Origin of the sequence: Pseudooceanicola marinus, from assembly GCF_002786295.1 — a bacterium.
GTDB classification, from domain to species: domain Bacteria; phylum Pseudomonadota; class Alphaproteobacteria; order Rhodobacterales; family Rhodobacteraceae; genus Pseudooceanicola; species Pseudooceanicola marinus.
Map to the genome: position 1 here is coordinate 58,511 of NZ_PGTC01000015.1, position 14,627 is coordinate 73,137.

11 protein-coding genes are annotated in these 14,627 nt (G+C 69.0%); 7 read left to right on the forward strand and 4 right to left on the reverse strand.

Annotation, left to right across the window (positions count from 1 at the left end):
- Positions 1–73: 73 nt before the first annotated feature.
- On the reverse strand, positions 74–937 hold the full coding sequence (locus CVM50_RS09530) for a DUF995 domain-containing protein (RefSeq protein WP_085889208.1): 864 nt from the start codon (positions 935–937) through the stop codon (positions 74–76).
- Positions 938–1,018: 81 nt separating this feature from the next.
- Between CVM50_RS09530 and CVM50_RS09535 the strand changes: the two genes are divergently transcribed.
- Positions 1,019–1,807, forward strand: a complete 789-nt coding sequence (locus CVM50_RS09535) for an exodeoxyribonuclease III (protein WP_085889207.1) — start codon at positions 1,019–1,021, stop codon at positions 1,805–1,807.
- Positions 1,808–1,881: 74 nt separating this feature from the next.
- Here CVM50_RS09535 and CVM50_RS09540 read toward each other — a convergent pair whose 3' ends face one another.
- Together CVM50_RS09540 and CVM50_RS09545 are read right to left on the reverse strand one after the other, a co-directional pair.
- Positions 1,882–3,513 carry an AMP-binding protein gene (locus CVM50_RS09540; RefSeq protein ID WP_085889206.1) on the reverse strand — a complete coding sequence of 544 codons (1,632 nt, stop codon included), beginning with the start codon at positions 3,511–3,513 and terminating at the stop codon, positions 1,882–1,884.
- A 105-nt stretch (positions 3,514–3,618) separates the two neighbouring features.
- Positions 3,619–5,037, reverse strand: a complete 1,419-nt coding sequence (locus tag CVM50_RS09545) for a hypothetical protein (protein ID WP_085889205.1) — start codon at positions 5,035–5,037, stop codon at positions 3,619–3,621.
- Between the two features lie 289 nt (positions 5,038–5,326).
- Between CVM50_RS09545 and trxA the strand changes: the two genes are divergently transcribed.
- Genes trxA through CVM50_RS09560 form a run of 3 tightly spaced genes read left to right on the forward strand, consistent with a single transcriptional unit; the run spans position 5,327 to position 7,135 of the window.
- The gene (trxA, locus tag CVM50_RS09550; RefSeq protein ID WP_085889204.1) at positions 5,327–6,247 is read left to right on the forward strand and encodes a thioredoxin; all 921 of its coding nucleotides are present in this window, start codon (positions 5,327–5,329) and stop codon (positions 6,245–6,247) included.
- A 40-nt stretch (positions 6,248–6,287) separates the two neighbouring features.
- Entirely contained in the window at positions 6,288–6,932 is a 645-nt protein-coding gene (locus tag CVM50_RS09555) for an LON peptidase substrate-binding domain-containing protein (protein WP_085889294.1), read from the forward strand.
- A complete protein-coding gene (locus tag CVM50_RS09560) occupies positions 6,929–7,135 on the forward strand; it encodes a Trm112 family protein (protein ID WP_085889203.1) in 207 nt (68 codons plus the stop codon). The genes CVM50_RS09555 and CVM50_RS09560 overlap by 4 nt, the downstream gene beginning before the upstream one ends.
- Positions 7,136–7,239: 104 nt before the next feature.
- Here the strand turns inward: CVM50_RS09560 and CVM50_RS09565 are convergent, their stop codons facing one another.
- Positions 7,240–8,523: an FAD-dependent monooxygenase gene (locus CVM50_RS09565; protein ID WP_085889202.1), complete on the reverse strand. Its 1,284-nt coding sequence runs from the start codon at positions 8,521–8,523 to the stop codon at positions 7,240–7,242.
- Positions 8,524–8,572: 49 nt separating this feature from the next.
- Here CVM50_RS09565 and CVM50_RS09570 point away from each other — a divergent pair, with 49 nt between their 5' ends.
- The 3 genes from CVM50_RS09570 (at position 8,573) to CVM50_RS09580 (ending at position 14,457) form a co-directional block, all read left to right on the forward strand.
- Positions 8,573–9,907, forward strand: coding sequence for an amidase (locus tag CVM50_RS09570; protein WP_085889201.1), 1,335 nt, complete (start codon positions 8,573–8,575; stop codon positions 9,905–9,907).
- A gap of 155 nt (positions 9,908–10,062) precedes the next feature.
- Positions 10,063–11,241, forward strand: a complete 1,179-nt coding sequence (locus tag CVM50_RS09575) for an aminotransferase class I/II-fold pyridoxal phosphate-dependent enzyme (protein WP_085889200.1) — start codon at positions 10,063–10,065, stop codon at positions 11,239–11,241.
- Between the two features lie 12 nt (positions 11,242–11,253).
- Positions 11,254–14,457, forward strand: a complete 3,204-nt coding sequence (locus tag CVM50_RS09580; RefSeq protein ID WP_085889199.1) for a DNA translocase FtsK — start codon at positions 11,254–11,256, stop codon at positions 14,455–14,457.
- Positions 14,458–14,627: the final 170 nt, after the last annotated feature.

Below are 14,627 nucleotides of genomic sequence, written 5' to 3' on the forward strand. Positions count from 1 at the left end.
ATGTCCTCCTTACCGGTTCAGCCGATAAGGGGATTCCCGTTGCAGCCGCGTTAACGCCTGCTGTCTTTGCCCGCTACATCGGCGCGATCTGCACCGCGCCCAGATCCAGGGCGCGGCCACCGTCACTGCGGAGGACGCGCAGGCCCAGGGACGTCTCGCTGAAGGTGAAACAGCCCGCCGCATGGGTCGTCCAGCAAAGCTGCCCGTCCGTGTGCAACTGCCACTGCCCGTGCAGGGCGGTTTCCGTCCCGTTCAGGGCCGTGGCACCCACCAGCGTGCCGTCGGGGCGGAAGAGCATCCGGCTGGTGCCCGCGCCGTTCGACCAACTCAGCGTGCGCCCGATCAGCCGTGTCTGCACCTGGGCCGCGGTCAGCGTGTAATTCGCCGGCTCTTCAGGCGGTTGCGGGCGGTAGGGGCGCAGTGTCGCCTCCGGCTTGGCGGTGCCACGGGTCAGCGGATCCGGGCAGAGCGTGCCAAGCTGGGAGATCGCCTTGTTCGACCCCGCAAGGCCCAGGTGATGGGTGACCGCCCCGGCCCCTTCGCCGAGGGTCAGCCGGGCGCGCAGCCCCTTGGCCAGCCGGGTCAGCAGCAGGCCATGAGCCTTGCGGTCGAAGGACCCGGCGTAGGCCTCCACCCCGGTGCCTTCGTCGCGCCGGTGCAGGGCGATGTCCTGCGCGGGACCGTGATCCACCGCCAGCGTCATGGGCAGCGCCCCCTGGCCCAGGGCCGTGCCTTCGTAGCGGATGATCCATTCCATCGCGGCGCCGGGCTGTGCGCAGGTCAGGAGAAGACAGAAGAAGGGATCGCCGCCTCCCGCCTCGGGCTGGCAGGTGCTGACGCCGGCGCCGTCGTGATCGTTGAAGGCGATCCAATCGGTGGCCCGCGCGGCCCCGGGCAGGGCGAGGAACATCGCAAGAACAAAAAGGGCGGCCTTCATGGTCGGATCGCTTTCATTGGCTGGCGTCAGATGGTAGCGAAAGGCTAAGCGTCCCCCCTTGAACGAGGCAAGTGAAAGAAGATGTCATTTACCCTGGCCACCTGGAACATCAATTCCGTCCGCCTGCGCGAGCCGCTGGTCTGCCAGCTGCTGGAGGCCGAGGGGCCCGACGTGCTCTGCCTGCAGGAATGCAAATCCCCCGTCGACAAGATCCCGATGGAGCGGTTCCGCGAGCTGGGCTATCAGCACATCGTGGCGCGCGGGCAGAAGGGCTACAACGGCGTAGCCATCCTGTCGAAACTGCCGCTGGAGGATGCGGGTGACCGGGATTTCGCGCAGCTGGGCCATGCCCGCCACGTGGCGGCGCGACTGGAAAACGGTGTGACCATCCACAACTTCTACGTCCCCGCCGGCGGCGACAAGCCGGACCGCGAGATCAACGAGAAGTTCGGCCAGAAGCTCGATTACCTCACCGAAATGCGGGACTGGTTCCACAGCGAACGCCCCGAGAAGGCGATCCTGGTGGGCGATCTGAACATCGCGCCGCGCGAGGACGACGTCTGGGATCACAAGAAGCTGCTGAAGATCGTCAGCCACACGCCGGTCGAGGTCGAGCATCTGGGCGAAGCGCAGGAGGCCGGGGCCTGGGTGGACGTGACGCGCGCCGACATCCCGGAGGGCAACCTCTATTCCTGGTGGTCCTACCGCAGCCCCGACTGGAATGCCGCCGACAAGGGGCGGCGTCTGGACCACGTCTGGGCGACGCCCGACATCTCCAACGCGGCCCATGGCTCGCGCATCCTGCGAGAGGCCCGCGGCTGGGAAAAACCGTCGGACCACGTGCCGGTCTTCGCCACCTTCGATCTGTGATCAGGGGCAGGGGGCATCCCGCTGTTTCAAGGGCCGGCGCCTGACGGGGCCGGCCCTTTGGGGTCCCGGGCGCCTCAGCCCTCGCGCAGGCTGCGGCGCAGCTGGAACTTCTGGATCTTGCCGGTCGGGGTCTTCGGTAGCTCGCCGAAGCGCACGGCCTTGGGCGTCTTGAACCCGGCCAGGTGGTCGCGGGCATAGGCGATCAGCGCCTCTTCGGTCACCTGCTTGCCATCCTTCAGCTCGACGAAGGCACAGGGCACCTCGCCCCATTTCTCGTCCGGCATGGCCACCACGGCACAGAGCATCACCGCCGGGTGGGCCATCAGCACGCCCTCCACCTCGACGGAGGAGATGTTCTCGCCACCCGAAATGATGATGTCCTTCGCCCGGTCGGAGATCTGCAGGTAGTTGTCGGGATGCTGGATCCCGATGTCGCCGGTGTGGAACCAGCCGCCGGCGAAGGCCCGTTCGGTGGCGCGGGGGTTCTTCAGGTAGCCCTTCATGACGGAGTTGCCGCGAATGGCGATCTCCCCCTGGGTCTTGCCGTCGCGCGGCAGGATCTCTCCGTCCTCGCCCAGCAGGACCGTTTCATCGACCGAGGGCAGGGGCACGCCCTGGCGCGCCTTGCGTGCGGCGCGGTCGGCCTGCGACAGGGCGCCGTCGCGGTCCTCGTCCCAGGTGCAAAGCGAAATGGCGCCGTAGGTTTCGGTCAGGCCGAAGACCTGGGTCACCTCGAAACCCATGGGCTCCAGCGCGCCGAGGGTGGCGGCGGCGGGGGGCGCGCCGGCGGTCATCACCTGCACCACGTGATCCAGCGGGCGGCGCTCCTCCTCCGGGGCGTTGACCAGCAGCGACAGCACGATGGGCGCGCCGCCGAAATGGGTCACCCCCTCATCCGCCAGAGCGTCGAAGATAGTGGCGGCGCTGATGTCGCGGATGCAGTGCATGCAGCCACCGAGCTGCGGCAGCAGCCAGGGTTTCGACCAGCCGTTGCAGTGGAAGAAGGGCACCACCCCCAGGTAGCGCAGATACAGCGGCATCCCCCAGCCGGTGGCATAGCCGAGCGCGTTCATATGCGCCCCGCGATGGGAATAGACCACGCCCTTGGGCCGTCCGGTGGTGCCGGAGGTGTAGTTGAGCGCGATGCTCTCCCATTCGTCGCCCGGCATGATCCAGTCGAAATCGGGATCACCCGAGGCCAGGAAATCCTCGTATTCCATGTAGTCGCCGAAGGGCCGCACCCCGGCCTGACGGTCGGCCACCTCGATCACCAGCGGGGGCGCGTCGCGGTCCATGTCCTCGATCGCATCGGCCAGCACCGGAATCAGCTGCGGATCGCACAGCACCACCTTGGCGCCGCCGTGGTCCAGGATGTAGCTGATGGTCTGGCTTTCCAGCCGGGTGTTGATCGTGTTCAGCACCGCGCCGCAGGCGGGCACCCCGAAATGCGCCTCGGCATGGGCAGGGACGTTCGGGAGAAGCGTGGCCACCACGTCTCCGGGCTGTACGCCAGCCCCTGCCAATGCCGAGGCCAGCCGCGTGGCCCGCTCGTGGTATTCGGCGAATGTCGTGCGGAAGGTGCCGTAGACCAGCCCCTCGCGGTCGGGCCAGATCGCCGCGGCGCGCTTGAGGTTGTTCAGCGGGGTGAGGGGGGCAAAGTTCGCCTCGCAGCGCCCGAGCCCGGTTTCGTCGGCCATCCAGCCCATGTGTCTTCCCTTCGTCTTCGGTGCATTTTGCGGATTTTCTGCAACTGCGAAGGTACGCCTCAGGGATTTGGCGTCAAATGGATGGCCGGGCGAGCGGTGGCGCGGTCAGGCCAGCAGCAGCACCCAGGCGGTCAGCGCCACCCCGAGGATCAGCACGTAGGGGCCGTTCCAGCGGTGGCTGACCTCCAGCGGATCCGCATCGCCCAGGCGGGCAGTCAGCATCACCGAGGCGGTGAAGGGCGAGGTGACGCCAGCCATGGCCCAGCCCCCGGTGAAGGCCAGGACCATCGGTACCGGGGAGATGCCCAGGGCATCGGGCGTGGGCAGCAGCGGGCCGAACAGCGAGACGAAGAGGATCGGGTTCATGCCGATCTGTCCGCCCAGCGGGATCAGCCAGATCGGCAGCACCAGCACCAGCCAGACCGGCAGGGCGCTCATGTCGAAGCCGGCGGCTGTGACCAGCGGCGCCAGCAGCGTGCCCGCGCCGGTCCCCAGGAACCCCGCCATGGTCAGCAGCACGATCTCGGACCGCAGGGCCGGCAGTTCGGAGAAGAGGAAGGCGCCGGAGTGTTCGGCCAGGTAGCGGCCCTGCCGCCCCGCGGGGCCCATGCGCCACAGCCAGACCGCCGCGACCAGCGGGACCACGGCCAGCACGATGCGCGAGGCGGGCAGCCCGGTCAGCAGGTGCACGGCGGAGACGGGCAGGGCGATCAGCGCCAGCAGGGCCAGCACCGGCAGCAGCACCCGGGGGCCATCGCTGTCCGCCGGGTCGGCGCGCGTCGGCACCTGTCCGGGGCGCAGCTTCGGCTTGTAGATCCGGTCGATGGTCCAGCCGATCCCGGCCATCAGGGCCGCCGAGACCAGCGAGGGCAGGACGACGCTGCCCCAGGTCGCGCCGGGAATCACGGTTGTCGAGATCACCACCGCCAGGGCCAGGGGCGACCAGACCAGCGAGGCGGCAAACCCGCGTTGCACCGCCAGCAGCATGCGTCGGGTGCGGATGCGGGCGATCTCCGGGTCCGGCTCCGACCGGGCCGAGCTGCGCGCCATGGCGCCCAGCAGGGAGATCGAGCCGTAGTTCAGCACCAGTGCGAAGACCTGCGCGCCCAGGGTCAGCGCGGTGTAGCGCCGCCCCGGCGGCTGCTGCGCGAGGTAGACGGCGGCGCGGGTGATGCTGTCGGACAGTTCCGCCGCGTGGCGCAGGGTCGCCAGGGCGCAGAAGAAGGCGAGGATGAAACTGGCCTGGGCCAGCGAGGCGGCCAGCACCTCGCCCGCGTGGGGCGCGGCGATCACCGCGTAGATGGCCAGGGCGGCGCCCAGCAGGACGAAGACCTGCCGCCCCGCGCGCACCGTGGGCGTCAACCACAGGATCGCCGCCAGCGTGCCGCCCTCGGCCAGCCAGGCGGCCCCTCGCCAGCCGGTGAAGGCGCTGAGGATGACCCCCAGGACGGCCAGGCACAGCAAGACCCCGGTGATCCGGTCGTGGCGGGGGCTGGCGGTCAGGTGGGGGATGCGGAGGGTCATGGCGGGTCTTTCGTGACGCCAGTTAGCGGCCCGACCGCGGGGATGGCAAGGGAAGGGGCGGCTGTCAGGCGCCCTCGCATGGCTGGGCGGCGTGGGGTGCATGGCGGCGCCGAGCGGCGCGCGGGCTGCAGGAACCGGCCACCGCCGGGCCGGTCGCGCCAAGGGGGGGCCGCGGGCCCGGTCCGCGTCCCTCTGCCGCTTGGAAAACACCGACGAAGGGTCCATATAGGCGGCTAGCAGGCGCACGGGGACGTGCGCGGGACGAGATACAGCACCAGGGGAGCCAGCCATGATCGAGCTCGGAACCGGCCAGAACACCGATGCGCCCAAGGGCGATTACGTCAAGGATGTCAGCGAAGCGACCTTCATGCAGGACGTGGTCGAGGCCAGCCAGGAAGTGCCGGTCATCGTCGACTTCTGGGCGCCCTGGTGTGGCCCCTGCAAGACCTTGGGCCCGGCGCTGGAAGAGGCGGTGAACGCCGCCGGTGGCGCGGTGAAGATGGCCAAGGTCAACGTCGACGAGAACCAGATGATCGCCAGCCAGATGCGGGTGCAGTCGATCCCCACGGTTTACGCCTTCTTCCAGGGTCAGCCGGTCGACGGCTTCCAGGGTGCGCTGCCGCCCTCGGAGGTGAAGACCTTCGTTGACAAGCTGGTGGCGATGTCGCCGGGCGGCGCCGATGGCGGGCTGGACGATGCGATTGCCGCCGCCGAGGAGATGCTGGCCGAGGGGGCCGCCGCCGACGCGGCCCAGACCTTTGCCGCCATCCTGCAGGAAGACCCGGCCAACGCCCCGGCCTACGGCGGGCTGGTGCGCGCCCACCTGGCGCTGGATGAGGTCGAGCAGGCCGAGGCGATCCTGAACGGCGCGCCGGCCGAGATCAGCACCGCGCCCGAGCTGGAGGCGGCCCATGCCCAGCTGGAACTGGCCAAGCAGGCCGCCGAAGCCGGCCCTGTGGCCGAGCTTCAGACCAAGGTCGAGGCCAACCCCGAGGATCACCAGGCCCGGTTCGACCTTGCACAGGCGCTTTACGCCTCGGGGCAGGTGCAGGAGGCCGTCGACCAGCTGTTGGAGCTGTTCCGCCGCGATCGGGAATGGAACGACGCCGCCGCCAAGCAGCAGCTGTTCACCATCTTCGACGCGCTGAAGCCGCAGGATCCGATCGTCCTGGCCGGACGCCGCAAATTGTCCTCGATGATTTTCGCCTGACGGGCTTTCCGGGTGCGCCATGCGGTCTAGCTTCTACCAGATGATGACGCCCGCTGACCTGCCCGACGTGATTCCCGTCTTTCCCCTGCCAGGCGCGTTGCTTCTGCCGCGCGCCCGGCTTCCGCTGCACCTGTTCGAGCCGCGCTACCTGGCGATGTTCGAGGATGTGCTGAAGACACCGCATCGCCTGATCGGTATGATCCAGCCCAACGAGATGGCCGGCGAGGGGCAGCACGGGCTGCACCGCATCGGCTGCGCCGGTCGGGTCACCCAGTTCTCCGAAACCGAGGACGGGCGCTACATGATCACCCTGACCGGCATCTCGCGCTACCGCATGGGGGATGAGGTCACGGGGTTCACCCCCTACAGGCGCTTTTCGGTCGACTGGGCCGGGTTCGAACACGACCTGGCGCCCAGTGACAGCGACCCCGATTTCCGCCGCGATGCCTTCATGCCGTTGCTGTCGCGCTATTTCGAGGATCAGGGCCTGTCGACCGATTGGGAGACGCTGAAGGAAGCGGATGACGAATTGCTCATCAACTCCTTGTCCATGCTCCTGAATTTCTCCAATGATGAGAAACAGGCGCTGCTGGAGGCGCCCTCGCTGACAACACGCCGCGAAACGCTTGTGACGCTACTGGAATATGCGCTGCGCGGTGGAGACGGACAGGAATTGCTGCAATGACCGACACCCCCGAGGCCCCGGCGCCCGCCCAGCCCCTTTTCGACCGCCGCATGCTGGAGGCGCTGGTCTGTCCGCAGAGCCATGCGACCCTGCGCTACGACGCCGCGGCGGATGAGCTGATTTCCGACGCGGCCGGCCTGGCCTTCCCGATCCGCAACGGCATCCCGGTGATGCTGGTGGACGAGGCGCGCCGGCTGGACTGACCGCCGCTGCGGCTGTCGGCCCATTTAAATGATATGGCCCCGTTGCCGATGGCGGCGGGGCCTTTTGTTCCTGCGGCCGGGGCGGGACATTGTCCGCCCAGGTCTCAGCGCATCAGGTCGGGCAGATCGCCGGTCAGGCCCGCCGCCTCGCGGATGAAGGTGCGGCGCAGTCCGGGCATCCGGTTGACCAGCCCCAGGCCGAGGTCGCGGCCGGCGCGCAAAAGCGGGTTGTCGTTGGAAAACAGCTTGTTCGTCAGGTCCGTGGCCATCGCCAGGCTGGCGGTGTCGAAGCGGCGCCATTCCTCGTAGCGTTTCAGCACATCCAGCGCGCCGATGTCCTCGCCCCGGTCCTTCGCCTCGGTCAGCACCTGCGCCAGAGCGCCAACGTCGCGCAACCCCGCGTTCAGCCCCTGGCCCGCGATCGGGTGCATGCCATGGGCCGCATCACCGACAAGCGCCAGGCGCCAGCCGGCGAATTCCTCGCAGACCGACAAGACGAGCGGGTAGAGGAACCGCTGTCCTTCGAGGGAAATCTCGCCCAGAAAATCGCCGAAGCGGGGGCGCAGCGCCTCCAGGTACTCGTCGTCGGACAGGGCCTGGATGGCCTTGGCGGTGGCGTCCCGTTCGCTCCAGACGATGGAGGAGCGGTTGCCAGGCAGGGGCAGGATCGCCAGCGGGCCCGGCGGCATGAAGAACTGATGCGCGACGCCGTGGTGCGGTTTTTCGTGGGCAATGGCGCAGACCAGCGCGGTCTGGCCGTAGCCCCAGCCATGGCGGCGGATGCCAGCGCGCTGCGCGGTGGCGCTTTTCTTGCCGTCGCAGCCGATAACCACGCGCCCGCGCAGCACTTCGCCGCTGTCCAGCGTGACCGAGGCGCCATCTGGGCCTGTTCGCTGGTCGGTCACCCGGGTCTCGTTCCGCACGGTGATCTCGGGACGCGCCGCCATCTCTTCCAGCAGGGCCCGGCGCAGGTAGCGGTCCTCGACCATGTGGCCCATGGGACCTTCCTCGATCTCGGCATGATCGAAGTGCAGCCAGAGCGGCGAAGGCCCTTCGCCCGCGCGGCCATCGCTGACCTTGATGTCCAGCATGGGCTGGCTGTGGCCCTCGATCCGGTCCCAGACGCCGATATTGCGCAACAGCCGGACGGAGGCCAGGGCCAGCGCATAGGCGCGCCCGTCGAAGGTCGCATCCTCCATCCGGGCCTTGGGCAGGGCGTCGATGATCGTGCTGGTCAGGCCCGCGCGCGCCGCCGCCAGGGCCAGGGCGGGGCCGTTCAGCCCGCCGCCCACGATCAGCAGATCGCTGTGACTTTCGCTCGCATCGCTCATGGCATCGCCTCTTTTGATCCTGGGGCTGAATATGCGCCCCCGGGCGGGATTGTCCATGCGCCCGGCTGCCGCTACCGTCGCGCGGCGGAAAACGGATGAGGGCGAGATGCAGGACTGGCTGTGGATGGAAGCGGCGGAACTGGGCGCGGGGATCGCGCGCGGAGAAATCGACCCGCTGGCCCTGACGGAGGCCTATCTGGCCGCCATCGACGCCCATGCCGAAACCTCCCGGATTTACGCCCGCACCACGCCCGACCGCGCTTGGGCCGAGGCCCGTGCGGCCAGCCTGCGGGCGAGGAACGGAACGCGGTTGCACCCGCTGGACGGGGTGCCGGTCAGCTGGAAGGACCTGTTCGACAGCGCGGGCGTGGCGACCGAGGCAGGCAGCGCCCTGTTGGCGGGTCGCGTGCCTGACGAGGACGCGCGGGTGCTGCGCAACGCCACCCAGGCCGGGCTGGTCTGCCTGGGCAAGACGCATATGTCGGAACTGGCCTTTTCGGGCATCGGGCTGAACCCGATCACCGCGACCTCGCCCAACGTCAACAACCCCGACTGGGTGCCGGGCGGGTCGTCGTCGGGCGCCGCGGCCTCGGTTGCCTTCGGCCTGGCGGCGGGGGGGATCGGGTCGGACACCGGCGGGTCGGTGCGAATCCCCGCCGCCTGGAACAACCTGGTGGGGCTGAAGACCACCAGCGGCCGGGTCAGCCTGGACGGCGTGGTGCCGCTGGCGAAACGGTTCGACACCGTGGGGCCGTTGGCGCGGTCGGTGCGAGACGCGGTGCTGCTGCTGTCGGCGGTGGAAGGGCGCCCGGCGCCGGATCTGACCGGCGCCAGCCTGCGCGGGTTGCGCCTGGCGACGCTGGAAACCCACGTGCTCGACGACATCCGCCCTGAACCCCTGGCCGCCTACCGTCACGCGCTGGAGGTGCTGGCGGAGGCGGGCGCCGAGATCGTGCCGGTGACCGCGCCGGAATACGACGCCGTGGCGCCCCTGGCCGCCAAGCTGTTCGCACCCGAGGCCTATGGCCTGTGGAGAGAGGTGATCGAGGCCGCGCCCGAAAAGATGTTCCCCGAGATCCTCGAACGCTTCCGCGGCGGCGCCTCGGTCAGCGCGCCGGATTACGTCGCCGCCTGGGAGGCGGTGCACCAGGCCCGGGCCGCCTGGAATGCCCGCATGGGCGCCTATGATGCCGTCCTGATGCCGACCTCGCCCATCCTGCCGCCCGATGCCGCGCGGATGATGGAGGATCACGCCTACTATGTGACCGAGAATCTGCTGGCCCTGCGCAACACCCGGGTCGGCAACATGATGGGCCTGCCGGGCTATTCCCTGCCCACGGGCACCCCGGCCTGCGGGCTGATGCTGCTGGGTCGGCCCATGGGCGAAGAGGCCCTGTCGCGCGTGGCCCATGCCGCCGAGGTGGCGCTGCGCGCCTCCTGAGGCGGGGCGCAGGGGCAGCTTTGCCAAGGGGGCGCGGTGTTTCGATGCAACATCGCTGTGGCCAGAGGGCAAGAGCGCTGGACGTGTGGCGCGCCAATGGGTTAGTCTGCCGGGATAAACGGGGCGAAACGACCCCGATCCAGAGGCAGTTTTAGATGTTTCCAGAGCGGTTTTCGAACCTTCCGGAATATGCGTTCCCGCGCCTGCGCGCGCTGCTCGACCATATCGAGCCGGGCGGTGAGGTGACGCATATGACGATCGGAGAGCCCAAGCACCCGTTTCCGGACTGGGTGGGTCAGGTGCTGTCCGAGAACGTCGCCGGTTTTGCAAAATACCCCCCCAACGACGGCACGCCCGAGCTGCAGGCGGCGATCACCGACTGGATCGCCCGCCGCTATGACGTGCGCATGGACCCCGCCACGCAGGTGATGCCGCTGAACGGTACGCGCGAGGGGCTGTATAACGTCGCCATGGCCCTGTGCCCGGAGGAGAAGCGCGGGCAGCGCCCGGTGGTGCTGATCCCCAACCCCTTCTACCAAGTCTACATGATCGCCGCGATTTCCGTGGGCGCCGAGCCGGTTTTCGTGCCGGCCACCGCCGAGACGGGGCATCTGCCCGACTACGCGGCCCTGCCCGAGGAGGTGCTGAACCGCACCGTCGCGGCCTTCGTCTGTTCCCCGGCCAACCCGCAGGGTGCCGTCGCCTCGCCCGCCTACTGGCGCGAGGTCATGGCCCTGGCGGAGAAATGGGATTTCCAGGTCTTCTCCGACGAATGCTATTCCGAGATCTGGCGCGACGCGGCCCCCACGGGCGCGTTGGAGATCGCGGCGGAAACCGGGGCCGACCCGGAACTCGTGCTGATCTTCCAGTCGCTGTCGAAACGCTCGAACCTGCCCGGGCTGCGCTCTGGCTTCGTGGCCGGTGGCCCGCAGTCGATCCGCCGCATCCGCCAGCTGCGTGCCTATGCGGGCGCCCCCCTGCCGCTGCCGCTGCAACGGGTGGCCGAAAGGGTCTGGGCGGACGAGGCGCACGTGGACGAGAACCGCGCGCTCTACCAACAGAAATACCAGGCGGCTGACCAGATTCTTGGCGGCGTGCCGGGCTACCAGGGACCCGAGGCCGGGTTCTTCCTGTGGCTGCCCGTCGAGGACGGCGAGGCGGCGGCGGTGAAACTGTGGACCGAGACCGGCGTGCGGGTCCTGCCCGGCGCCTACCTCAGCCGCGAGACCGAGGCGGGCAACCCCGGTCGCGGCTACATTCGCGTCGCCATGGTGGCGCCGCGCGACGACATGGTGACGGGGCTGGAAAAGCTGCGCGCCTGCCTTTGGGATTGAGGAGCGGAGAGAATGGCCTACCAGACGAAACGTGACCCCCTCTTCGACAGTTCGATGCAGGAAGCCATCGAGAAGCGCGGCAAGGAACTGCTGGGGCTGGCCCTGCTGGTGGCGGGCCTCGGGCTGGCGGCCATGCTCTACAGCTACACGCCGTCGGATCCTTCCTGGCTATCGGCCTCGGACGCGCCGGTGCGCAACTGGCTGGGGCTGTTCGGTGCCTCGATCTCGGCCCCGGTGATCATGGTGATCGGCATCGGGGGCTGGGCGCTGGCGGCGCTGGCGGTGATCTGGGGCGTGCGGTTCGGGCTGCACCTGGGCGATGATGCGCCCGTGGGGCGGCTGGTCTTCGCGCCGGTCTTCGTGGTGCTGCTGTCGGTCTACGGGGGCACGCTGAACACATCGGACGCCTGGCCGCATGCCTTCGGCCTGGGGGGGCTCTTCGGGGATACAGTGCTGGGTGCGCTGATCGGCCTGTCGCCGATGACCGTCGCGGGCTCGTTGAAACTCGCCGGGTTGATCATGGGGCCGGCGGCGCTGGCACTTGGCATCTACGTGGCCGGCGTGACGATGATGGAAATCCGGCTTGGATTCCGCTGGCTGCTGATCGGCGTGGTCCTGGGATATGACCTGCTGCGCCGCCTGCTGGGCCGGGGCGCCGTGGGCGCCTTTGCCGTTGCGGGCCAGGCGACCTCCAAAGCCGGGGACAGCCTGCGCAACCGGGCAGAGCGCCGGCGCGATGCGCGCCTGGCCGCCCGCTCCGCCGCCTATGACCAGGACGCCCGCCTGACGGCGCAGGAAGATGTCTACTGGCAGCAGGACGATCTGCCCCCCGTCGATACCTGGCAGAACGAGGACGATGTGCTGGCCTATGACGACGATCAGCCGATGGCGGAGCCGGAGCCGAAACCGCGCCTGCTGGGCCGTCTGCCGGGCCTCATTCGCCGACCCGAGCCGCAGAACTGGGACGAGATGGACGACGACGACCTGTTGATGGCCGCCGGCGAAGAGGACCTGCCTTCGGATGAACGCATCCGGGCAAAGATCGCCGACGTGGTCCGTTCGCGCGCCCGCCGCGCACCGATGCCGCCCCGTCCGCAGCCCGTGCGCGGGGCAGGGGCCTCCGTCACCGGCCGTCGCGGCCTGCGTGGCAAGGGGCCGTCGCCGCTGATCCTGGATCAGACCCGGCCCGAGCCGCCGCTGACCTCCGCCCGCGACCAGGGCCTGCCGCCGGAACCGCCGCTGACCGCCGCCCGGGCGTCGCAGCCCGCGCGTCCGCGCCTGGGCGGTGCGGATCCGCGCCACGCTGGCCTGGCCTATGCGGACGATCCGCGGGCCGAGGCGCTGCCGGAAGACCGCGAGCTGCCGCGCGCAGAACTGGTCGATCCCTACGAGGCCGCCGCCGCGCGCCAGGACGAGGCCCGGTTCACCGCCCAACCCGATGAGGACATGGCGACCGCCGAGGCCTATGACGACGGCTACGACTACGACGATGGCCATGATGCCGACCTGGACGCGGCGGAGGCGGAAGACGCCCCCTATGCCGAGTTCGCCACGCCCGAGCAGATGCCGCAGGAGCGGCCGCGCATCCCCGTGGCCGAGCCGAAGAAGGTGGTGCAGCACAACGAGCGCAAGCCGGTGCCGCAATCCAGCCGCGCCAAGGCCGAGGCCCAACCCGGGCTGGCCTTCGACCCGGCCGAGGCGGAATACGAACTGCCGCCCCTGTCGCTGTTGACCAACCCGACCACGATCGAACGGCTGCACCTGTCGGACGAGGCGCTGGAGGAAAACGCGCGGATGCTGGAGAACGTGCTGGACGACTATGGCGTCAAGGGCGAGATCGTCAGCGTGCGCCCCGGCCCCGTCGTCACCATGTACGAACTGGAACCGGCGCCGGGCCTGAAGGCGTCGCGCGTGATCGGCCTGGCCGACGACATCGCGCGGTCCATGTCCGCGCTCTCCGCCCGTGTGTCCACCGTGCCGGGCCGCTCGGTGATCGGCATCGAACTTCCGAACGACAACCGCGAGATGGTGGTGCTGCGCGAGATCCTGGCGGCGCGCGATTTCGGCGACAGCCACATGAAGCTGCCGCTGGCGCTTGGCAAGGACATCGGCGGCGAGCCGATGATCGCCAACCTGGCGAAGATGCCGCACCTGCTGATCGCCGGGACCACCGGGTCGGGCAAGTCGGTGGCGATCAACACCATGATCCTGTCGCTGCTCTACCGCCTGACGCCGGAAGACTGCCGCCTGATCATGATCGACCCGAAGATGCTGGAACTGTCGGTCTACGACGGCATCCCGCACCTGCTGTCGCCCGTGGTGACCGACCCGAAGAAGGCCGTCGTGGCGCTGAAATGGGTCGTGGCCGAGATGGAAGAGCGCTATCGCAAGATGTCCAAGATGGGCGTGCGCAACATCGACGGCTACAACGGCCGGGTGGCGGATGCCCTGAAGAAGGGCGAGATGTTCTCGCGCACCGTGCAGACGGGCTTTGACGAGGACACCGGCGATCCCATCTTCGAGACCGAGGAATTCGCGCCCGAGAAGATGCCCTATATCGTCGTCATCGTCGACGAGATGGCCGACCTGATGATGGTCGCCGGCAAGGAGATCGAGGCCTGCATCCAGCGCCTGGCGCAGATGGCGCGGGCGTCGGGGATCCACCTGATCATGGCCACGCAGCGCCCCTCGGTCGACGTCATCACCGGCACCATCAAGGCGAACTTCCCCACCCGGATCTCCTTCCAGGTGACCTCGAAGATCGACAGCCGCACCATCCTGGGCGAAATGGGCGCCGAACAGCTTCTGGGCATGGGCGACATGCTCTACATGGCGGGCGGCGCCAAGATCACCCGCTGCCACGGTCCCTTCGTCAGCGACGAGGAGGTCGAGGAGATCGTCAACCACCTGAAGGCCTACGGCCCGCCCGACTATGTCGGCGGCGTGCAGGACGGCCCCGATGACGACAAGTCGGCCGATATCGATGCGGTGCTGGGGCTGAACACCGGTGGCAATACCGGCGGCGAGGATGCGCTTTACGATCAGGCGGTGGCGATCGTCATCAAGGATCGCAAGTGTTCCACCTCCTACATCCAGCGCAAGCTGGCCATCGGCTACAACAAGGCCGCGCGCCTGGTGGAGCAGATGGAAGAGGAGGGCGTCGTCTCGGCGGCCAACCACGTCGGCAAGCGCGAGGTGCTGGTGCCCGAGCAATAGGGGGCGGGGCCGCAAGGGAGTGGGGGCTCTGCCCCCCTTGAGCCTTCGGCTCAATTCCCCCCGGAGTATTTTTGACGACGTGAAGACAGGGGCGGGGCCGATGCGGCACCCGCCCTTCTTGCTGTGGGCGCGCGCCCGCGGGGGCCTGGGCGTCCGGGACGTCGGGGCGC